Origin of the sequence: Psychrobacillus sp. FSL K6-1267 (assembly GCF_038003265.1) — a bacterium.
In the GTDB taxonomy this organism is placed as follows: Bacteria; Bacillota; Bacilli; order Bacillales_A; family Planococcaceae; genus Psychrobacillus; species Psychrobacillus faecigallinarum.
Map to the genome: position 1 here is coordinate 113,512 of NZ_JBBOOR010000001.1, position 21,109 is coordinate 134,620.

A 21,109-nucleotide genomic window follows, 5' to 3' on the forward strand; every position below is an offset into this window, starting at 1 on the left:
GGTTAAATTAGGGATTTATTTTCCTTCAAATGTTGTATTTTTAGCATTTAGATTGGATTGCTTCAGCAAATGCTTAATCTCTTTAAAGCTTACAAAGCTTTTATTTTCTTCATCAAACAAACGGAAATGAATGGACTGTAAGCTAGTACGAAGATTGATGGTTGTTGCCTTGTGTAAAGGTGGTGTCGATTCATGTGCTTTTTCTAAATTGTAATTAGGAACTCTTGGACTTAGATGGTGCACATGATGAAAGCCGATATTGCCAGTTACCCATTGTAGTACACGTGGTAACTTGTAATAAGAGCTTCCTTCGATGGCAGCTTTCACATAATCCCATTCTTTCTCATCCTCGAAATAGGAATCCTCAAACTGATGTTGTACGTAGAATAACCAAATACCTAATGCTCCTGCTACAAAAAGAATAGTTCCTTGAATAATTGCAAAGGCTTGCCAGCCAATCATCCAAATCATGAAAGAATAAATTGCAATCACTGAAATGTTAATGATATACGTATTATTACGCTCTTTTCCTCGAGCGCCTTTACGATTAAAACGATTACTTACTAAAAATAGTAATGCAGGTCCTAAGCCAAACATAACGATAGGATTGCGATATAGTCGATAAGAAAGTCGCTTCATAGGTGAAGCCTCTACATACTCTTCAACGGTCATCATCCAAATATCGCCGACTCCACGTTTATCTAGGTTACCGCTAGTTGCATGATGAATATTATGCTCGCGTTTCCACTTTTCGTAAGCAAACAATGTGATAATACCAGTGATAGTTCCTGTTATATTGTTAGCTTTTTTATTTTTAAAGAAGGATCCGTGTGTGCAATCATGAAAGATAATAAATATACGAACGACAAATCCTGCAGCAATGACAGACAATCCAACAGTCAGCCATACAGAAATGTCGAGGCTTAAATAGGCTAAAAACCAGAGGATAAAAAATGGTGGAATCGTATTAACCAACTGGACGATACTTTTCTTTAACTCGGAATTTTCAAATGGCTTTACATTTTTACGTAACTCGAGTGTTTTTTCTCTACTCATTATTATTCCTCCTACATATAGAACTTGTTAGGTTAACTATATAGAAGTGTTGGTATTAGGAGTAGGCATAAACGTCAAGTCAACACTATGACAAATATCATATAGGACAATATATAGAAAAAGAGCTAACCGTAGATATGCGGTTAGCCCTTTGCTTATTTTTTACTACGTTCTTCTTTTAACAATCGAACTGTTTCATCGAATTCTTTTTCAATCTCTGCATTAGGCTTGTAGGTTAACAAGCTTACTACAACAGTGAAAATAAGAGCTAAAAGGAAACCTGGAACAATTTCATATAATGTATCTGAAAGTGTTTCGTTAGTACCCCAAATGACAACAGTTATTGCCCCGATGACCATTCCCCATACTGCGCCTTGTGAAGTTAGCTTTCTCCAATACAAAGAAAGTAAAATAACCGGTCCGAAAGCAGCTCCAAAACCAGCCCAAGCAAAGGAAACAAGTTTCAAGATAGTAGACTCTTGATCCCAACCAATTACCAAGGCTATTATAGATACAACTAGTACCGCAAGGCGTCCATATAAAACATATGTTTTATCAGAAGCATCTGTTTTAATCACTGCTTTGTACAAATCTTCTATTAGAGCCGAAGAAGTAACTATTAGCTGAGATGAGATGGTACTCATTACTGCAGCTAAAATAGCAGCTAGCATAATGCCTGCAATAAATGGATGGAATATAATTTGCCCAAGAGCAATAAATACAGTTTCAGGATTATCTAAACTAAGGTTTGGATTTTGTTGATAATATGCAACTCCAACTAAAGAAGTTCCAATTGCTCCAGCTAAACTTAAAATCATCCAACCGATACCGATGCGACGAGCTTGTTTAGTTTCTTTTACAGAGCTTATAGCCATAAAACGAACAATGATATGAGGCTGCCCAAAGTAGCCAAGTCCCCATGCAACGGCAGAAACAATTCCAACAAAGGTAGTACCTGCAAATAAGCTAAGATGAGTAGGATCTACTGCTTTTATCGATTCTACAGTTTCACTTAACCCACCAGTTGTAAATACTCCCACTATTGGAACAGCTATTAAAGCAAGGAACATGAGAAGACCTTGAAGGAAATCTGTGTAACTAACTGCAAGGAAGCCCCCAAATAGTGTATAGGCTACTGTTACTCCCGATACAATTAACAGACCCGTGTGGTAGTCTAATCCAAAAGAGCTTTCAAAGAAAACTCCGCCTGAAACCATTCCTGAAGATACATAAAATGTAAAGAATAAAAGAATAATCAGGCCGGAAGCCACTCGTAGTAAACGAGAAGATTGCTTTAAACGACTTTCTAAGTAACTTGGAATAGTAATGGAATCATTGGAAACTTGTGTGTATACACGTAATCGTGGAGCCACATATAACCAGTTTAAATATGCTCCAATGGTTAAACCAATCGCTATCCAAGCTTCTCCCATCCCACTAAGATATATTGCTCCGGGTAACCCCATCAATAACCAACCAGACATATCGGCAGCTCCTGCACTTAATGCAGTAACAGCTGGACCGAGTGAACGTCCGCCTAGCATATAATCTGTCAAATTAACCGTCTTTCTGTACGAATAATAACCAATAGCAAGCATGGCCACCATATATATGGCTATGGCTATTATTTGATAAGTTTCTGCTGACATATAACATCCTCCTCTGGTCATAATCATAACATTTTTACTTTTTAACTTCATTAGGAAATCTTAGCAAGTTAATATAACCTGTTATTTATAAATGATAAAATAGATATAAATAAACATACTAACTTTATATAGGAGGGTATTTTCTCTTGAAAATATTTCACACAGCAGACTGGCATTTAGGTAAATTAGTACAAGGTATCTATATGACCGAAGATCAGAGACTTGTGCTAGCCCAGTTTTTAAAAGCAATAGATGAAGAAAAACCAGATGTGGTGATTATAGCTGGTGATTTGTATGACCGAGCTGTGCCACCTTCTGATGCTGTAAATTTATTGAATGATATACTGGCTGATATCGTGTTAAAACATCAGACTCCTGTACTAAGCATCGCTGGAAATCATGACAGCCCAGGTCGTTTGAACTTTGGTAGCAACATTATGAAAGAAACTGGTTTACATATAGTGGGACAACTAACAAAAGAACTTACATCAGTGACAATAAATGATGACTATGGAGAAGTAGAGTTTCATCTAGTACCGTATATGGATCCTTCACAGGTTCGATTTATAATGGAGGATGAGACAATTACTAGTCATCAGCTAGCTATGAAAAAAATAGTGGAAGAAATAGAATTACAAATGGATTCTACTAAAAGACATGTATTAGTAGGACATGCCTTTGTTACACCTCAAGGACAAGAGGAGGAAAATACTAGTGAGTCAGAAAGACCACTAGCAATTGGAGGAGCCGAGTATGTCGACGCTTCTCTATTTAAGAACTTTCATTACACGGCATTAGGCCATCTTCATCAAGCACATTATGTGCAAAATGAAACCATTCAATACGCCGGATCACCTTTAAAATATTCAATATCAGAGGAACATCATAAAAAAGGTTTTTTAATAGTAGAACTTGATAAAGAGGGTAATTTAAAGGTAGAAAAGAGGCTGCTAATCCCTAACAGAGATATGCGTACAGTGGAAGGCTATTTAACTGACATTCTTCAGCACCCGACAAGTGAGGATTATATTTTTGTTAAGTTGCTAGACGATACACCAGTACTTTCGCCAATGGAGCAAATTCGAACTGTGTATCCTAATGCGATGCATGTAGAAAGAAAGGTATTTCAATCCATTGGATTAGGTAAAACAGAAGAACAGATAAGCCGCCATAAAATGGATGACTTTATGTTATTTGAATCGTTTTATGAGGAGATAAGGGGACAAGCTCCGGCAGAGGAAACTAAGGAGCTATTTAAGGGAGTGCTTTCCGGCTTAATGCTTGAAGAGAGAGAAGGAGGGAGCGGAGCATGAAGCCAATTCAATTGAAAATGACCGCATTCGGTCCTTATAAATTTACAGAAACCATTAACTTTTTGGATTTGAAGGACCATCGCCTATTTGTTATATCAGGAGCTACTGGAGCGGGGAAGACTACTATATTTGATGGCATAAGCTTTGCTCTATATGGCTCCGGAAGCGGGGAAGATAGAAAAGATACAAAAATGTTGCGAAGCGACTTTGCACTGGACAATACGCACACTTCTGTTGAATTGATTTTTGAAATATTTAATAGGAAATATCGTATTTTTAGACAGCTTCCTCATGTTAAAAAAGGAAATAAAAGCTCAACAGGTGAAAGATATGAGTTCTTTGAGATTAAGGAGACAGGAGAAGTACCTGTTGTCGAAAGACAAATAGTTTCAGAGATTAACAAAAAGGTTGAGGACATCATTGGGCTTACGCAAGATCAATTCAGCCAAATCGTCATGCTTCCCCAGGGGGAATTTAGGAAACTATTAACCTCTTCTACAGAAAACAAGGAAGCAATCCTTCGAAAAATTTTTAAAACCGAACCTTATAGAATGATTAATGAAAGGTTAAAAGAGAAAAAAGTAGTCGCTGAAGCTGAGCTTAAAAAAGAAGAAAGTACTCGCAATAGTTATTCCGAACAAATTGTGGCTTCGTTTCCGAAACGAGAATCTAGACTTTTTGAGTTACTGGAGGATGGTCAATTTAATATCTTCCAATTACAAGATGCCTTGCAGGAGGAGACTAAGTTTTACTGCCAAAAGATTAAAAAAGATGAAGTTTCCAGTGAGGAAGCATATGAAAATCAAATTGCCAAGCAGTCTGCATACTACAATGCTAAAAATACAAATATACAACTGGAAGATCTAGAGTTCAAAGAGCAGAAGTTACAACAGCTTCTTGGGCAGGAGATTGCGTATGTAGAAGAAGGAAAAAGGTTAGAGGCTGCAGAGAGAGCAAGCTCAATAGAAGCAATCGAAAACTACTATAGAGAAACAGTGACGGAAGAAAATCTAAAGGCAAGCCTAATGGAGAAAGCAAAGGAAGAGCTAGCTTTAAAGGCTAATTTCTTTAGCCAAATGGAGAAAGAATTTCTTCAAGAATCAAACAGGAAACAAGAGCGAGAGCTAAGTGTAAAGGCTTTAATCCAGCTAAATGCTCTACTGCCATTAATGGAAGAGCTAGAGCAAAAGAAAACGCAATTAAAAGAAACTGACGATAGCCAAAATAAATTAAAAGCACAGCTAGATTTAAAAATAGGCAAGTACCAGCAAGCTAAGGCAAGCATCCTTTTGTTGAAAGAGAAAAAAGAAGAACTAGAAGAGCGGGTCGATCTGTTAGATAACAAGGTTCAACAATATTCTCAGATTAAAGAGCATTATCAGCTAATGCAGGAATTTATACAGCAGGAGAAGACGTTTGAAGAATTGAAGCGTCTAGAAGAAACGGAAGAAAAAGTATTTCTGGAAGCCAAGCTAACACTTCAACATGAAGAGGAGAAATGGCTAACTAGCCAAGCAAGTATTCTGGCCTCTAAGCTCGTTGACGGGGAAGCTTGTCCTGTGTGTGGCAGTACCGAACATAAGCCAACTAGTACGCGAATTCATGAAGATATATTAAACGATGTCCAAATGCAAATGCTTAAAGGTAATTTAACCCAAAAGGAAACTAGCTTTTTAACCGTCCGTACCAAAAGAGAAAATGCTCAGGAAAATGTAGAAAAAATATTAGAGCAATTAGAAGAGCTTCAATTATCTATTTTAGAAATAGAGCAAGTGAAGCTAGATGTTGAAAAGCTAGAAATAGAAATAGGAGAGCTGCGTTCCGATAAAGCAAACCTAAATTCCTTAAAAGAAGCATACAAAAAAAACTTAGAACAAATAGAGCAATTAGAAGATGAAAAAAATAATATAGAAAAATTATACCTTCAGATAAAAGGTGAATATGAGCAGGTAAAAGCAGTAGTAGATTCAAAACAGAGCTCTATTCCAAGTACAGTGGCTAATTTAGACGACCTACAGGACCAAATTAGAGCGGCTAAAAGATTTAAGGAGCAGCTAGAAGATACGTGGGAGCAAGTGCAAAAGAAATATAAAGAAGCTGAGGATTCGAATACGAAAGCTGAGATGAAGCTCGAGCATGCCATTCAATCTGCGAAGGAAGCCATACGCAAGAAAGAGAAGGCCGATCACCAGTTCAAAGAAGCATTATCTAAGGCGGGCTTTGAGACGATAAGAGCTTATGAGGAAGCAAAAATGGGTGAACGTGATCGAGAGACACTAAAGGAACGCTGTGAAGCTTACAAACAGGCAGTGCATACCTTTACTGAGCAAGTTAAGGATGGGCAGAAGAAGCTTGAAGGTAAAAGTAAGGCTGATTTAAAGTTACTTGAAGAGGAGTTAACTCACCTTAAAAATGCATACGAATCAGCGTTAAACACTCTAAACAGTACAAAGGAATACGTAAAAGCTGGAACAGAAATACAAGAAAAATTATCATTATCTAGCGAGCGTATAGCCAAATTAGAGCAACAAGTAGGTCATATCCTCGATTTGTATGATTTGCTTAGAGGGCAAAATCCTTTAAAGATCTCATTTGAACGATATATACAAATTGAGTACTTAGAGCAAATCATTCATGCAGCCAATGAGAGGCTGAAGTATTTATCGAATGGCCAGTACCAACTAATGAGAAGCGATAGACAGGAAACCCATGGGAAACAAAGTGGGCTTGGATTAGATGTATATGATGCCTATACCGGTCAAATTCGTGATGTAAAAACATTGTCAGGAGGAGAAAAGTTTAATGCCTCCCTATGCCTTGCTCTCGGTATGTCGGACGTCATCCAGGGTTATCGTGGAAGTGTAAGGATTGAAACGATGTTTATCGACGAAGGCTTTGGTTCTCTAGACGAGGAATCATTAAATAACGCAATAGATACACTAGTAGACCTTCAGAAATCTGGACGAATGGTTGGTGTAATTTCTCATGTTAGTGAGCTTAAGTCGGCCATTCCTGCGATTCTTGAAGTGGAAAAGCTAAAAGAAGGCTACAGCCAAACAAAATTTGTGATTAAGTAACGGGGGAGCACCATGGACATAGATCGACACTTCTTAGAGATGGCATTAGAGGAAGCAGAAAAAGCTTTAGAGGAGAATACCTATCCAGTTGGTTCGGTTATTGTAGATGAACATTTTAACCTCATTGCAAAAGGCAGAAACAGAGTGCATCCAAGTCAGGATATTACGGCACATGCTGAGATTGAAGCCATACGAAACGCAGGATCAGCAATGTTTGATGCTAAAATAAAAAACAAGAAGTTTACGCTTTATAGCTCACTCGAGCCATGCCCAATGTGTACGGGAGGAATATTGTTTGCTAAGATCCAGCGGGTAGTATGGCTACTAAATGATGACGAGGGATTCGGAGGATATAAGAGGCTAAGGGACACCTCCATCTTCCTAGAAAAATTTGACCGTATTGAAGTGATGGAAGAACCGTTTGAGGATCTAAAGCAAAGACAAATGATATTAATGAATAGCTGGAAGACAAACATTAATAATGTAACATCATTACGTAATAATTTGTCATAGAAGGAAAAAGACTTTAGCTCATGGAGGAAATGATGATGACTTTTCTAATGCAAAAGACGCTCGCAAAAATGCAATTAAGTTGAGTATCTTCCTTTTTTGAGTGAGACCTTACTTTAAGCAGTAAAAACGAAGCGGAAATCGATTAAATACATTATTCTTAACTTAAATACTTTAGCTCAAATGCTTTTATAATAATGCAAAAAACAGATAATGAGCTAAATTACCAATAGCACTTTAACATTTCTACTTAATGCATGATTGTAGCGAAAGGCGGCGACTCCAGTGGGATGAGTGAGACAGATAAGACATCACAAACGCGCGTGTAGAGAGCGGTGATGGCTTAAAGCTCACCCCACGGAAAGCTATCATATTTGATTACTTAGCCCTTATTATTATTTATTAGTTGAAGAAAGAATATGGATGGCTTTACTAATAAAATTACCGAAAAAGGTGTCTGGTCATATCACGACCAGACACCTTAAATTTAAAAGATAATGTTATATAAGAAGACTGTTTCAACTGAAGGCTTTTAAAGTTGCTTTTGTATTTCTCCTATCTCCAGTAGCGCCCTTTAATGGTCTACTATAAAATTATTCTGGGATTAACCCTTTTACTGTATCTGCGAATTGTTCCTCACTAACCCCTAGAATATTAGTCCCAGAGTATCCTTCTGGATCAATCTTAGTAGGATCGGCTCCATACACATGTAATAAGGCTGCCAATTCGTAGTTATCTTCATAAAAAGAAGCAGTTAGAGCGTTTGAATAGAGATCCTCTGTATTAGCGTTAGCTCCAGCTTCGAGTAAAATATATGCTAACCTGGTATCGTTTGCATATACTGCATGATGTAAAGCGGTTGTTTCTTCTGCATCTCGTTCCTCTAAATCAACTCCACTGGCTACAAGCTCCTGAACCGTTATATAATCGCCATTCACAACTGCTTCCATTAAAGGAGTCATATTAAGGGATTCCATTGGTAATGGTGCGGAGGATGCGTCAACTGTTGACTCCTCTGAAACAGAAGTATTTAATGCTGCTTCATTCTCAAAAAAATCTTCAGGGAAAATACTAGCATAGGTTAGAGATCCTGCTAGAACTATAGCTATGATTCCAAAATAACCAATGAAGAAAATACCAAACAGGGCACCAACTCCAAGAGCTATTTTGTTTGCGTTAGGATAATAGGTAGGAGTTCCTTCTACCTGCATAAAATGCCCGACTGCTTGGACTCTTTTAGGAGTTGTTGGATGGGAAGAAAGTATTTCACCAAGCCATGTAATTACGTTAGACTCCGTCGAAATTTGTTCTAAATATGCATCCTCATTTACCTCTTTATAAAGTTCCTTTCCAATACTCAAAATGGTCAGTCCACGCTTAGCTGCTGCCCCGTCTTGGATGAAATAAGCTGCTTGGCGGTCGCATGTATACTCACAAGCACGGCTATAAGCTTGTGAAAGAAATGGAAGTAATTGAGCTGGCATGATTAAAATGTTTTTCCATATATGATTTCGTTTAATATGTGTAAGCTCATGGGCGATGATAAAATCAAGCTCTGCTTCGCCCTGCTCTCTAGCAAGCTCAAAAACTTCTGAATATAGAACAACCATATTTTTTCCTAAAAAGCGTGTTGCAAATGCGTTAAATGCCCCCTCGGAATGAACCACAAATATATCCGGTACACGTTTTAGTTTCATATCGTGAGACATACGTGTTATGCGTTCATACACATCAGGAAATTGCCTTTCACTAATTCGAATTCCATTTGCCCTAACATAGCCGAGATGCATAATAAGTGCATATGTACTGATTAAAAACAAGACTACAAAAATAGCAACCCCAAAAATAGTTGCTATAGCTATAACATAAATTAGCAGACTAAATAGGATACATAAAATAAAATATGGCAATTCTCGGTTAGATCTTAACTGTTTGTCTGTCATATTCTTCCTCCTTTTGATGATATTAAATTAACAAATACTACAATTTAAGTCAATTTTCATTATAGGCTCTTTCACACATTTTCGCCATTCGACATATTATTTTTAGAAAGAGGTGGTGAAAGATGCGCGATGAAAAAGGGCTTGTAGACAGGGATTACGAGCCTTATGAAACGGAACAAAAGGAATGGAAAAAGCAACAACTAAGAGAACGAGGTAAGCAACTTTTAACAATTACTTCACCAATACTCATCTTAATCCTTTGGGAGGTTTTTTCGCGAACGGGAATTTTAGATATTCGCTTTTTCCCTCCTCCTTCAGCCATAGTATCGACATTTTTTGAACTAGCTACAAACGGGATGCTCTGGACCCATGTATCAGTTTCGCTCTATAGAATTGCGATGGGTTTCCTGCTTGGTGTCATTCCTGGAGTGGTCATCGGGTTGTTAATGGGATTGTATGCACCTATTCGACATTTTATATCTCCAATTGTCATGGCTTTTATGCCAATTCCTACTCTCGCTTTAATGCCAATTATCATTATTCTTTTTGGTATTGGAGACTTCTCTAAAGTAGTAACAATTGCTGGAAGTGTATTTTTTCCTGTTGTTATTAATACAGTTGCTGGTGTGTTGAACATAGACCAAGTACATTTGGACGTAGCTAAAAATTATGGGGCAAGTCCAAAGAACTTCTTCGTAAAAATTGCTTTTCCTGGAGCCTTGCCCGTGATGCTAGAGGGCATTCAAATGGGGCAGGCAATCGCATTATTAACCATCGTTGCAGCAGAAATGATGGGAGCTACATCCGGTATTGGATTTTTAATATGGACCTCTTATAAGGCATTCATGTTAAAAGAAATGTTCGTTGGTTTAGTACTCATTTCTTTTTTTGGGTTTTTATTTTCCCTTCTCCTGCGTGGACTGCAAAAGAGAATCGTACCATGGAGGTGAGTAAATGAGTAGCAAAGTAAAAATATCGATTGATAACATGACTAAGGTTTTCTATAAAAAAAATAACAGTGTCACGGCTATAAAGAACATTTCCCTTCAAGTAAATGAAGGGGAATTCATCTGTTTAGTTGGACCAAGTGGGTGTGGAAAGACAACTCTTCTACGAATTCTTGCTGGACTTGAAACACCGAGCTCTGGATCTTTTTCAATTGATGCAGAGGCAGGCAACCGTCCTCTACAATCCATGGTTTTTCAAGAAAAAGGAGTTATTCCGTGGCTGACAGTTGAAGAAAACGTCGCCTTTGGATTAAAAATGAGGCATCTACCTCAGGAGTTTGTAAAGAAGCAAACTGACTATTACTTAAAAAAGGTAGGATTAATTAACTTTTCAACGCTTTATCCAAAGGAGCTTTCTGGAGGAATGAAGCAAAGGATTAGTATCGCTAGGGCTTTTGCCAATGACCCAGAAATACTTTTAATGGATGAACCATTTGCTGCTTTAGATGAACAGAACAAATTTATACTGCAGGAAGAATTATTATCTATCTGGTCTGAAAATAAAAAAACTGTTTTATTTATCACTCATAGCATTGATGAGGCGTTGTTACTGAGTGATCGGATAGTATTATTAAGCTCTCATCCAGGTGAGATTGTTAGGGAGATAAAAGTTCCTATGCCAAGACCACGTACGATGGAGCAGGTTAGGGCAAATGCAGAGATGGCTGAACAATTTATATCTATATGGAATCATTTACAGCAAGAAGTTCAAAAATCGAGAAAATAAAGGAGGAAAGTTGTGAAGAAACGCTGGTTCATACTATTTGCGTCCACTATTCTATTACTTGGTGCTTGTAGTTCGAAGGAAAAAGAAAGTTCTGGCAGCATTGACGATCAAGTCAGTAAGGATAACCCATCTGGAGATTTAGCTCCACTGGATAAAAAAGCGAAAGTAATTATAGCCGAGGATGGTGCTGCCTCAGGAGCAGGCTTTTACATTGCCAAGGAGAAAGGTTACTTTGAGGACTACAATATTGAAGTAGAATTTGCCCAATTTGCAAATAGTGATGAGATGCTTCCTGCCCTTGCTTCGGGGGACGTAGATATCGCTGGTGGAGTTTCTACTGCTTCATTTTTTAATGCCATTGCGCAGGGAATTGATGTGAAAATTATTGCAGATAAGGGTCATAACGTCCCAGGTAAATCGTATTTCACTTTCGTCATTGGAAACCATATGAAGGACGTCATCAAGGAGTATAAGGATTTTGAAGGAAAGCGTATTGCCGTTTCCTCCAAAAACTCGATCGATGAATATATTTATCTAGAAATGCTGAAGCACGCAGGTTTGACGCAGGAAGACGTGGAATTTGTACTGCTTGGTGATTTCGGGAGCATGCTTGGTGCCATTGAAAATGGATCTATAGATGCTGCTCTTCAAATTGAACCATTAATCACGCAGGGAATTGAAAATGGATTCCATGAGCGTTTTGGAGATGCAACGGATTATGCACCGGAATCTCAAATAGCGATGGTTTTAGGATCTCCTCAATTTATGAGTGAGGAACAAGATGTATCCCTTCGATTCATGGCTGCTTATCTAAAAGGAGTTCGTGATTATAATGATGCCTTTATAAAAGGGGAAGGAAAAGCGGAAATCATTGAAATCATGACAAAGCATACTTCCTTAAAGGACCCTGCATTATGGGAAAAGGTATTTGTCACAGGCTTAGACCCTGATGGTAAAATGTTTTTAGATGACGTTGTTAAGCAATATGATGCATACAAAGAAAATGGTGCAATTAGTGGAGATGTAGACTTTGATAAAGCAGTAGATACCTCCATCACAGAAAAAGCAGTAGAAATACTTGGTGAATATAAATAAATCCAATCGACAAAAGGTATGGAGATATACTTCTTCATACCTTTTTAACTTAAAAAGAATTGTAATGCTTTTTCTACTTTAAGATATAAAAAGTCTGCTTGCCCAAGGAAGTGGAGAGTTTCTGTAAAAGCAAAAATCAGAAATTTTGCAAGTAGATTCTAGCGTTTTTTTATAAGCTAAGCTAGAAGCGTTGTTTCCTAAATTCATAAAAATGCTCATTTAGTATACAATGAGGGATAAATAGCTGATAGGGGTGCTCGACATGGTGAATGTACTAGTGGATGCAGATGGTTGTCCAGTAGTGGACTTAACGATAGATATAGCAAAACAGTTCAATTTGAAGGTAACGTTATTATGTGACACCGCACATTATATGCAAAGAGAAGGAGCAGAAACAGTCATGGTTTCTAAAGGTGCGGATGCGGTGGATTTTGTGCTTGTAAATAAAGTAAAAAAGGGCGACATTGTTGTCACCCAGGATTATGGATTAGCAGCGATGGTTCTAGCTAAGCAAGGCTTTGCGATAGACCAAAATGGAAGATGGTTTACACCAGAAAACATAGATCAGCTGTTAGATAGTAGACATATATCTAAAAAAATCAGACAAGCAGGTGGTCGAACGAAGGGACCACGGAAACGTCAAAGAGAAGATAATGAAAAGTTTGAAATACATTTTAAGCGAATTTGTGAGCACGCTTTAAAGCAATAGATTTAATCCTCGGTATTTTGTAAAATGTCTATTGCTATATTGGGAGCATCTGCGAAAATACCATCAGCCTTGTAAATCAAGGCTTTTTTTATGTCTGCTTCACTTTTAAGGGAAAACAGATGAACCTTTAACCCATTTTCCTGGGCTTCATGAATAAAGGTACCGTCCACGGCATTCACGTTTACACCTATGCCGCTAGCATAGATGTTTAAGCTTTTAATCTCTTGGTTGGTTAGCTCTGCTTTCTCCTTATAGCTGAGCAATTGAATAAGGGGGATACTTGGCTCCAGCTCATGAAACTCTATTAAACTAGCACGATTAAAGGATTGAACGATCACTTTTGGTATTTCCGATTGGTGATTTAGCAAGTTATATTCCTCTAGCAAAGCAAGCAATTCTTCTTCCATGTCCTCATATATTTTTGGGGACTTCATTTCAATATAATAGTTTACTCTATCCCCAAAATTCTCAAATATTTCTCTTAGTGTGGGAACTCGAACCTTTTCATACACTTCGTTAGCGAATTCTGGATACGCATCATTAAACCACTTTCCTGCATTCAATTCTTTTAATTCTTCTAATGTGAAGTCCTTTACTAAACCTTCCCCATCTGTGGTTCGGTCCACTTTTTCGTCATGCATGGCTATTAGGGAGCCATCCTTGGTCATTTGTAGGTCAATTTCAATATAGGTCGCACCTAGTTGCTCAGCAACCTCGTAAGCTACCATTGTATGCTCTGGTGCATAGGTGGATGCCCCTCTATGCGCGATGACAAAAAACTCATCTGAAGCAATAGGTGTTACTTCGCTCCCTTTACATCCGCCAATGAGCACAATGAAAATCAATAAAATTAAACTACTTTTGCGCATAAATATGTCCTCCAAAGATGTAAACTTTTTATCTAAAAGTAAATATTCTGTAAAAATTGTAAATTTCTTTACTTTAGAATATTCGGTTTAGTAATATAGTTATGAAAAGATAACATAACTATGGAAGCTGAATAGAATCATTTTTTGCTAGCTTTCATAGTAAACTCTATAAACCTAATGTTTATAGTTACATAATTGAATAGAGGATGGGGGAAATCTTTTGAAGCGAGTAGAACTGATTGACATCTCTAAGTCGTATGACAAACAATCTAGCGTTATCTCTAATATTAACGTAACGATTGAACCAGGGGAATTCTTTGTACTTGTTGGGCCATCGGGGTGTGGAAAAAGTACAATGCTACGAATGATCGCAGGGCTAGAAGAGATAACAGGAGGAGTGCTCAAAATTGGTGAGCAGGAAGTGAATGATTTACCTCCAAGTAAGCGTGATTTGTCCATGGTATTTCAAAATTACGCCTTATATCCTCATCTTACTGTGGAGGAAAATATCCAGTTTGGTTTGCACGTAAAGAAAATTTCTAAAGAAGAACGGGCTAATCGAACAAAGGAAGTTGCTCAGATGCTTGGACTTTCTGATTACTTAAAGCGCAAGCCGAGAGAGCTTTCAGGAGGGCAAAGACAACGCGTTGCTCTTGCTCGAGCTATCGTAAACCAAGCACCAATTTGCTTAATGGATGAACCATTATCCAACTTAGATGCGAAGCTTCGCGCACATATGAGATCGGAAATAAGACAGATTCAACGCAGACTTGGAATTACAATGATCTATGTAACACATGACCAAATTGAGGCGATGACTATGGGTGATCGCATTATGATTCTGCATGAAGGATCCATTCAACAGATAGGCAAGCCAATTGATATTTATAATAATCCAGCTAATCCATTTGTAGCTACTTTTATTGGTTCACCACCAATGAATATTGCCGAAGGCGTTGGAAGTAAAGAGAAGCACGCTATTGTATTGAATGATTTAATTACTATCCCAGTGCCTGCTGAGGACGCACATTACCTCACAGACAATGTAATTGTTGGCATCCGTCCGGAACATATTAAAGCCGCAACTAAGGAATCAACTATTGAGGAAAAAGTAGTTGTCGAAATTGTAAATGTCGAGATTTTAGGAAATGAAACGGTGTTTTCATTTTTATTGAATGATCAGCAATGGCAAGTAAAATGGAGCGGCCAATGGCAAATAGCTGTAGGTGATAAAATTCCAGTAATTATGAATTATGATTCCTTTTGTTTCTTTGATAGCGTGACGAAGGAGATTATTAAAAAACCTTCTGATGTAGAAAACCATGTATTTGGTAAAGAGGTATTCGTATGACAGTAGTGAAATCGAAGCATATGACAGCCGCTAAATCGAAGCAAAAGAAAAGTATTTGGAAGCGTTCATTGGATGCCCGGACTGCTCTCCTATATTTATTGCCATCTATTATATTATTTTCTGTGTTTGTTTTTTATCCGATGTTTCGAACAATTTATTTAAGCTTTTTCTTAACCAATCAAGCAGGAGAGGCTGCAGTATTTGTTGGTCTTGAAAATTATGCGTATTTGCTTGAATCGTCAGCATTTCTAAATAGTATAAAGGCCACATTCCTATTTGTATTGTATACAGTTCCTACAGGAATTATTATAGCGCTAGGGCTCGCACTCCTTGCCAATGAAAAGCTAAAAGGAATTGGGTTCTTCCGTACGATCTATGCTTCTACTATGGGAGTTTCTGTGGCAGCGTCTTCTGTTGTATGGTTATTCCTGTTCCATCCGAGTATTGGAATGTTCAATAAAGTGCTTGCCATTTTAAATCTTCCACAAGTTGAATGGCTGCTAGACCCGACATGGGCATTGCTATCTGTGTCATTGACTACTATATGGTTGAACACAGGCTTCTGCTTTCTGATATTGCTAGGAGGACTACAAAATATTGATGAGCACTTATATGAAAGTGCACGTATTGACGGAGCAAGCTATTGGTATCGTTTGAGAAGAATAACTATTCCAATGTTATCTCCTACCTTGTTTTTTATCATTACGATCTCACTCATTAATGCATTTCAAACGTTTGGACAGGTGGATATTTTAACGAAGGGTGGACCTTCCCAATCTACTAATCTTATAGTGTATTCCATTTATCGAGAGGCATTTGTTAACTACCAATTCGGTACAGCAAGTGCGCAGGCAGTGTTCTTGTTTGTATGTATTTTAATCGTTACGATATTACAGTTTAAGCTAGGTGAAAAGAAGGTGCATTACCAATGAGAATATTTAAGCGCTCCGTCGTTTATTTTTTATTGATCATTACTGCCCTTATTATGTTTTTCCCAATTATCTATGCCTTAATGGTAAGCTTCATGACTGGAGGAGAAATTTTACAGGGAAAATTCCTCCCTTCTACCTTTAGCTTTGATAATTATGTGAAGGTGTTTGATCGCCTGCCTTTGTTAAATTATTTGATCAACAGCTTTATTGTTTCGTTTGGGGTCATGCTAGGGCAGCTAGTTGTTTGTAGTCTAGCAGCCTATGCATTTGTTTTTATCCCATTTAAAGGAAGGGATTTTGTATTCTTCCTGTTTATCTCCACAATGATGATACCTTGGGAAGCGACGATGATACCCAATTTCTTTACCATTCAAAATCTGAATTGGATTAACACATATCAAGGTATGACACTACCATTCTTTGCATTAGCATTCGGGACATTTTTACTCAGACAGCACTTCAAAACAATACCGAAGGAGCTACATGAGGCTTCTCAAATTGCAGGACTGAGCCGATTCGCTTTTTTCATACGTGTGATTCTACCAGTTTCTAAAACTAGTTTAGTAACACTAGGAGCTTATGGGTTCTTAACAACATGGAATATGTATTTATGGCCGCTGTTAGTTACAACCAATAATTCCGTTCGAACGGTACAAATTGGTTTGAAGCAGTTGCAGTCGCAAGAGGTTGCAACAGAATGGGGGGTGGTGATGGCAGGGGTAATCGTAGTTATTATTCCAACACTATTACTATTGTTTTTAGGACAAAAGCAATTGCAAAAGGGGTTAACGCAAGGGGCTTTAAAATAACAGTTGTTCCAAACTAAAAAAAGAGGTGTATGAAATGGGAAAGAAGTTTAAGTTTACGTGGTTGTTCATGATTTTATTAGGTATTCTAGCATTAGCTGCCTGTACAAATAGTGATGAGGGATCGTCAACAGAACCTGTGCAAAAAAGCGATGAAGATGTTGAAAAATCAGAAGAAGGTAAAACAGTCATTTCCTTCTGGCATGCTATGTCAGGATCAGGGCAGACTGCTCTAGACAGTCTTGTCGCAGACTTTAATGCATCACAGGATGACTATGAAGTTAAGGCAGAATTCCAAGGATCTTATGAAGAATCATTAACTAAGCTTCGTAGTGTTGGTGGTACTGCAGATGCTCCAGCCATAACGCAGGTGTTTGAGGTAGGGACTAAATATATGATTGAAAGTGGATTCATCGAGCCAATGCAAAAATTTATCGATGAAGATAACTATGATTTGTCTCAATTAGAGGAAAACATTTTAAATTATTATTCTTTAGATGGTGAATTATACTCTATGCCGTTTAACTCTTCTACACCGGTAATGCTTTATAACAAGGATGCTTTCAAGGAAGCTGGCTTAGATCCTGAGAATCCTCCTAAAACTTTCCAAGAGGTAATTGATGCAGCTGCTAAGCTTAAAACAGATGAAATGAAGGGCTTCTCTATGCTGACATACGGCTGGTTCTTCGAGCAGCTAGTAGCGACACAAGGTGGACTGTATGTAAATGAAGAAAATGGCCGCGCAGGTGACGCAACCGAAGCAGTTTTCAACGGAGAAGAAGGTCAACGTGTATTTGAATTCCTAAATACAATGAATAAAGCTGGCACATTTGGTAACTTCGGAACGAACTGGGATGACATCCGAGCTGCCTTCCAATCAGGGAAAGTGGCTATGTATATGGATTCTTCCGCAGGTGTACGTGGAATCATTGATAACGCACCATTTGAAGTAGGGGCAGCATACATTCCTTATGCAGATGAAGTAGATCGTAAAGGTGTTGTAATCGGAGGGGCATCTCTATGGATGTCTAAGGGAATCGCAGAAATTGAGCAAAAAGCGGCCTGGGAATTCATGAAATATCTAACTACTCCAGAGGTCCAAGCAAAATGGCATTTAGATACAGGTTACTTTGCGATCAACCCATCCGCATATGAAGAAGATATCGTAAAAAAAGCTTGGGAAGAGATGCCACAGTTAAAAGTAACGGTGGAGCAGCTTCAAAGCACGGAGCCTTCTATTGCTACTCAGGGAGCTTTAATCTCGGTTTTCCCAGAATCTCGTCAGCAAATCGTCACAGCTTTAGAGAATCTATACCAAGGGATGGATCCTAAAGAAGCGCTAGATGCTGCAGCAGAAGGAACTAATCGAGCAATCGATATAGCTAACAAAACAAAATAAATAAGAAAGCAAGCAGAGAGCAAAAGCTTTCTGCTTGTTTTATGGTTAAAGAGAGAATCAATTTAAGTCTAAACGAAGACATTCCTTTAAAAGTGACAGCCAAATACAAAATACCATAGGAGAAGTAATGAGAATAGCGACCTTTAATATTTGGAATAAGCAAGTAATGTGGAAGGACCGATTAATAGCAATTTGTGAAGAAATAAAAAAAGTAAATCCTGATATTATTTCTTTACAGGAAGTAATGGCGTATTGAAGAAGGTGAGAATTTAAATGTCGCTCAGTATATAGCAAACACTATCGGATATCCATATGGTATTTTTAACGAATATCCTGATTCTCCAGATGAAGGACTAGCTATCTTGAGTAAATATCCAATTAGATATTATAAATGTTAATGAAAGAATGAAAAATCAATGAAAACAAGTAAAAGAATCCCGTTTAGACCCAGCGAGTATAGACTTATGACCGGATAGATTTTTTTATGACCGTTCAACGAGGTTTTATGACCGGATAAAAATATTTATGACCGTTCACCAAGTTTCTTGGAAATTTTGTCGAGCGAACTTGAGATTCAAGCCTGTAGCATTACATGGAAAACTCCTCGTGGTCAAATTTTGATAAAACTAACTATTTAACTTCTCACATTTAATTTGTTATGATAAATTGATGGACAAAATTTGAAAAGGTGGAGTAAAAAATGGACACAAATGCATACAGAGTATTACTTTACTACAAATATGTCCCGATTGAAGATCCAGTAATATTTGCACAAGAACATCTTGCTGCATGTAAGGAAATTGGGTTAAAAGGGCGTATTTTAGTATCGAACGAAGGTATTAACGGAACTTGTTCCGGAACAATTGAACAAACAGACGCATACATGGACATGATGAAAGCGGACAATCGTTTCGCGGATATGGTGTTTAAAATAGATGAAGCGGATGGACATGCATTCAAAAAAATGCACGTTCGACCTAAGCGTGAAATTGTTCATTTAGGATTAGAGGAAGACATCAATCCTAATGAATTAACAGGAAAATATTTGTCTCCAAAAGAATTTTATGAGCAAATGCAAGCAGAAGATACAATAGTGATAGATGCTCGTAATGATTATGAGTTTGACTTAGGTCATTTCCGTGGGGCAATCCGTCCGGATATTCGTAACTTCCGTGATCTTCCTGAATGGATTCATGACAATAAGGAATTGTTTGAAGGTAAAAAGGTATTAACATATTGCACTGGCGGAATCCGTTGTGAAAAATTCTCTGGCTGGTTAGTAAGAGAAGGATTTGAAGACGTTGCTCAATTACACGGCGGTATTGCTACCTATGGTAAAGACCCAGAGGTTCGTGGTCAGCTGTGGGATGGCCAAATGTACGTTTTTGATGAGCGTATAGCTGTGCCGATTAACCAAGTCGAGCATGTAGTGGTAGGGAAAGACCATTTCACTGGAGAACCTTGCGAGCGATATGTAAACTGTGCAAATCCAGACTGTAATGACAAAATTCTTTGTTCTGAAGAAAATGAACACAAATATCTTCGTAGCTGTTCACATGAGTGTCGTGTGCACCCAAGAAATCGCTATATTGTAGAACATAATTTAACTGAAGAAGAAGTAGAAGCTAGATTAGCTGCTATTTAACATAATTTTTGATCAACCATGCTATTTAATTAGCATGGTTTTTTTATAATATTTCATTTTTAGAGCAAGATAGAATGTGTAAACATATTGTCTCCATTATAATGCGAAACATATGGAAAAACTGTACAAGAGGATTCACCATTGATGTATAATCTGTGACTGTATAATATAGTGGGAAACAAAATATAATAATAGGTATAAAGGGGTTTAGTGGTCTTATCTAGAAAGATACTAGGAGTTCGTTTTTTATAATAGAATGGAGGAACGTATATGGCAATCGAAGTGAGAAGAATTTCTGATTTGAAAGAGGTCGACGTATCCAAGCTAATTGAAGAAAGCGAAAAAGAAGGGTATCGTTTTGTCTCCAGACTGGCATCTGAATATGAGGATGGTACAAACAGATTTAGTGAACAGGGAGAAGCACTGTATGGTGCTTGGGAAGCAGAAGAGCTAGTTGCGATTGGTGGCCTGAATCGTGATATCTTGGGATCAGACTCTGCTAGATTACACCGATTTTATACTTTGCCTGATTACCGAAGAAAAGGAATCGGGAGTGAGCTATTTAAAGTAATTTTAGTAGGCGCAAAAGGCCAATTCAACGAAATCACTACTAAAACCGAATCAACAAAAGCTGATGCTTTTTATCGGGCAAACGGCTTTATATTTGACCGAAGATCTCCGGACACAACTCATGTAATAGGATTATAATAACTCAAACCAATTATAGTGCTCTTTGTGAAGGTATTTACAAGGAGCACCTTTTTTATTTATTGACTCCATTTATTCCTCCAGCTGTTTTCCTTCTCGTATAGCTTTTCGCTCCAAAAGCATAAAAGCTTCATTTTCTAAACGCAAAAGCTCTATCTCTAATTCCTTTTGCTTATGCTGCTGTTGTTTTACTGTTACGTAGCCTCCAATAGCAATTACGCTAAGCAAGGATAAGCCAATAGCAGAAAAAATAAATATAGCAATAATATCCTCCAAGCATGGCACCTCCCTTTGTATAAATAGTATAACAAAT

At 37.7% G+C, this 21,109-nt stretch carries 19 protein-coding genes; 14 read left to right on the forward strand and 5 right to left on the reverse strand.

The features are described 5' to 3' along the window. Positions 1-15 precede the first annotated feature (15 nt). Entirely contained in the window at positions 16-1,056 is a 1,041-nt protein-coding gene (locus MHB55_RS00610) for a fatty acid desaturase (protein ID WP_144538277.1), read from the reverse strand. 155 nt (positions 1,057-1,211) lie between these two features. Further along, on the reverse strand, positions 1,212-2,705 hold the full coding sequence (gene putP, locus MHB55_RS00615) for a sodium/proline symporter PutP (RefSeq protein ID WP_144538278.1): 1,494 nt from the start codon (positions 2,703-2,705) through the stop codon (positions 1,212-1,214). A gap of 146 nt (positions 2,706-2,851) precedes the next feature. Between putP and MHB55_RS00620 the strand changes: the two genes are divergently transcribed. From MHB55_RS00620 to MHB55_RS00630, 3 genes are read left to right on the forward strand one after another with little or no spacing between them, the layout of a single operon-like run. Further along, the gene (locus MHB55_RS00620; RefSeq protein ID WP_151111806.1) at positions 2,852-4,018 is read left to right on the forward strand and encodes an exonuclease SbcCD subunit D; all 1,167 of its coding nucleotides are present in this window, start codon (positions 2,852-2,854) and stop codon (positions 4,016-4,018) included. Next, on the forward strand, positions 4,015-7,095 hold the full coding sequence (locus tag MHB55_RS00625; protein WP_191697327.1) for an AAA family ATPase: 3,081 nt from the start codon (positions 4,015-4,017) through the stop codon (positions 7,093-7,095). Before MHB55_RS00620 ends, MHB55_RS00625 begins: the two co-directional genes overlap by 4 nt. Before the next feature lie 12 nt (positions 7,096-7,107). Next, entirely contained in the window at positions 7,108-7,608 is a 501-nt protein-coding gene (locus tag MHB55_RS00630) for a nucleoside deaminase (RefSeq protein ID WP_151111802.1), read from the forward strand. A gap of 590 nt (positions 7,609-8,198) precedes the next feature. On the opposite strand, the gene MHB55_RS00635 is transcribed toward MHB55_RS00630, so the two are convergent. Next, positions 8,199-9,548, reverse strand: coding sequence for a M48 family metallopeptidase (locus tag MHB55_RS00635; protein WP_144538282.1), 1,350 nt, complete (start codon positions 9,546-9,548; stop codon positions 8,199-8,201). A 122-nt stretch (positions 9,549-9,670) separates the two neighbouring features. Here MHB55_RS00635 and MHB55_RS00640 point away from each other — a divergent pair, with 122 nt between their 5' ends. The 4 genes from MHB55_RS00640 (at position 9,671) to MHB55_RS00655 (ending at position 13,086) form a co-directional block, all read left to right on the forward strand. Beyond that, a complete protein-coding gene (locus MHB55_RS00640) occupies positions 9,671-10,498 on the forward strand; it encodes an ABC transporter permease (protein WP_144538283.1) in 828 nt (275 codons plus the stop codon). Between the two features lie 4 nt (positions 10,499-10,502). Continuing rightward, on the forward strand, positions 10,503-11,282 hold the full coding sequence (locus MHB55_RS00645) for an ABC transporter ATP-binding protein (protein ID WP_144538284.1): 780 nt from the start codon (positions 10,503-10,505) through the stop codon (positions 11,280-11,282). Between the two features lie 12 nt (positions 11,283-11,294). Beyond that, complete coding sequence (locus MHB55_RS00650) at positions 11,295-12,377, forward strand: ABC transporter substrate-binding protein (RefSeq protein WP_144538285.1); 1,083 nt, start codon at positions 11,295-11,297, stop codon at positions 12,375-12,377. A 262-nt stretch (positions 12,378-12,639) separates the two neighbouring features. Then, complete coding sequence (locus MHB55_RS00655; RefSeq protein WP_144538286.1) at positions 12,640-13,086, forward strand: YaiI/YqxD family protein; 447 nt, start codon at positions 12,640-12,642, stop codon at positions 13,084-13,086. 2 nt (positions 13,087-13,088) lie between these two features. Here the strand turns inward: MHB55_RS00655 and MHB55_RS00660 are convergent, their stop codons facing one another. After that, on the reverse strand, positions 13,089-13,955 hold the full coding sequence (locus tag MHB55_RS00660) for a glycerophosphodiester phosphodiesterase family protein (RefSeq protein WP_191697326.1): 867 nt from the start codon (positions 13,953-13,955) through the stop codon (positions 13,089-13,091). Positions 13,956-14,175: 220 nt separating this feature from the next. Between MHB55_RS00660 and MHB55_RS00665 the strand changes: the two genes are divergently transcribed. The 7 genes from MHB55_RS00665 (at position 14,176) to MHB55_RS00695 (ending at position 20,796) form a co-directional block, all read left to right on the forward strand. After that, on the forward strand, positions 14,176-15,306 hold the full coding sequence (locus MHB55_RS00665) for an ABC transporter ATP-binding protein (protein ID WP_144538288.1): 1,131 nt from the start codon (positions 14,176-14,178) through the stop codon (positions 15,304-15,306). Between the two features lie 20 nt (positions 15,307-15,326). Further along, positions 15,327-16,238: a carbohydrate ABC transporter permease gene (locus MHB55_RS00670; RefSeq protein WP_144538572.1), complete on the forward strand. Its 912-nt coding sequence runs from the start codon at positions 15,327-15,329 to the stop codon at positions 16,236-16,238. After that, positions 16,235-17,047, forward strand: coding sequence for a carbohydrate ABC transporter permease (locus MHB55_RS00675; RefSeq protein ID WP_144538289.1), 813 nt, complete (start codon positions 16,235-16,237; stop codon positions 17,045-17,047). Before MHB55_RS00670 ends, MHB55_RS00675 begins: the two co-directional genes overlap by 4 nt. A gap of 34 nt (positions 17,048-17,081) precedes the next feature. After that, positions 17,082-18,443 carry an ABC transporter substrate-binding protein gene (locus MHB55_RS00680; protein ID WP_151111800.1) on the forward strand — a complete coding sequence of 454 codons (1,362 nt, stop codon included), beginning with the start codon at positions 17,082-17,084 and terminating at the stop codon, positions 18,441-18,443. A gap of 127 nt (positions 18,444-18,570) precedes the next feature. After that, positions 18,571-18,699 carry an endonuclease/exonuclease/phosphatase family protein gene (locus MHB55_RS00685; RefSeq protein ID WP_255475358.1) on the forward strand — a complete coding sequence of 43 codons (129 nt, stop codon included), beginning with the start codon at positions 18,571-18,573 and terminating at the stop codon, positions 18,697-18,699. A 444-nt stretch (positions 18,700-19,143) separates the two neighbouring features. Further along, complete coding sequence (trhO, locus tag MHB55_RS00690; RefSeq protein WP_151111798.1) at positions 19,144-20,088, forward strand: oxygen-dependent tRNA uridine(34) hydroxylase TrhO; 945 nt, start codon at positions 19,144-19,146, stop codon at positions 20,086-20,088. 270 nt (positions 20,089-20,358) lie between these two features. Next, complete coding sequence (locus tag MHB55_RS00695) at positions 20,359-20,796, forward strand: GNAT family N-acetyltransferase (RefSeq protein WP_144538293.1); 438 nt, start codon at positions 20,359-20,361, stop codon at positions 20,794-20,796. Positions 20,797-20,868: 72 nt separating this feature from the next. Here MHB55_RS00695 and MHB55_RS00700 read toward each other — a convergent pair whose 3' ends face one another. Next, positions 20,869-21,072, reverse strand: a complete 204-nt coding sequence (locus MHB55_RS00700; protein ID WP_144538294.1) for a hypothetical protein — start codon at positions 21,070-21,072, stop codon at positions 20,869-20,871. Between the last annotated feature and the right edge of the window lie 37 nt (positions 21,073-21,109).

Excerpts from the sequence above, each read along its gene's own strand:
- MHB55_RS00610 (WP_144538277.1), bottom strand. The coding sequence starts at position 1,056 with ATGAGTAGAGAAAAAACACTCGAGTTACGTAAAAATGTAAAGCCATTT.
- putP (WP_144538278.1), bottom strand. The coding sequence starts at position 2,705 with ATGTCAGCAGAAACTTATCAAATAATAGCCATAGCCATATATATGGTG.
- MHB55_RS00625 (WP_191697327.1), top strand. The coding sequence starts at position 4,015 with ATGAAGCCAATTCAATTGAAAATGACCGCATTCGGTCCTTATAAATTT.
- MHB55_RS00630 (WP_151111802.1), top strand. The coding sequence starts at position 7,108 with ATGGACATAGATCGACACTTCTTAGAGATGGCATTAGAGGAAGCAGAA.
- MHB55_RS00635 (WP_144538282.1), bottom strand. The coding sequence starts at position 9,548 with ATGACAGACAAACAGTTAAGATCTAACCGAGAATTGCCATATTTTATT.
- MHB55_RS00640 (WP_144538283.1), top strand. The coding sequence starts at position 9,671 with ATGCGCGATGAAAAAGGGCTTGTAGACAGGGATTACGAGCCTTATGAA.
- MHB55_RS00645 (WP_144538284.1), top strand. The coding sequence starts at position 10,503 with ATGAGTAGCAAAGTAAAAATATCGATTGATAACATGACTAAGGTTTTC.
- MHB55_RS00655 (WP_144538286.1), top strand. The coding sequence starts at position 12,640 with ATGGTGAATGTACTAGTGGATGCAGATGGTTGTCCAGTAGTGGACTTA.
- MHB55_RS00660 (WP_191697326.1), bottom strand. The coding sequence starts at position 13,955 with ATGCGCAAAAGTAGTTTAATTTTATTGATTTTCATTGTGCTCATTGGC.
- MHB55_RS00670 (WP_144538572.1), top strand. The coding sequence starts at position 15,327 with ATGACAGCCGCTAAATCGAAGCAAAAGAAAAGTATTTGGAAGCGTTCA.
- MHB55_RS00675 (WP_144538289.1), top strand. The coding sequence starts at position 16,235 with ATGAGAATATTTAAGCGCTCCGTCGTTTATTTTTTATTGATCATTACT.
- MHB55_RS00680 (WP_151111800.1), top strand. The coding sequence starts at position 17,082 with ATGGGAAAGAAGTTTAAGTTTACGTGGTTGTTCATGATTTTATTAGGT.
- MHB55_RS00685 (WP_255475358.1), top strand. The coding sequence starts at position 18,571 with ATGAGAATAGCGACCTTTAATATTTGGAATAAGCAAGTAATGTGGAAG.
- trhO (WP_151111798.1), top strand. The coding sequence starts at position 19,144 with ATGGACACAAATGCATACAGAGTATTACTTTACTACAAATATGTCCCG.
- MHB55_RS00695 (WP_144538293.1), top strand. The coding sequence starts at position 20,359 with ATGGCAATCGAAGTGAGAAGAATTTCTGATTTGAAAGAGGTCGACGTA.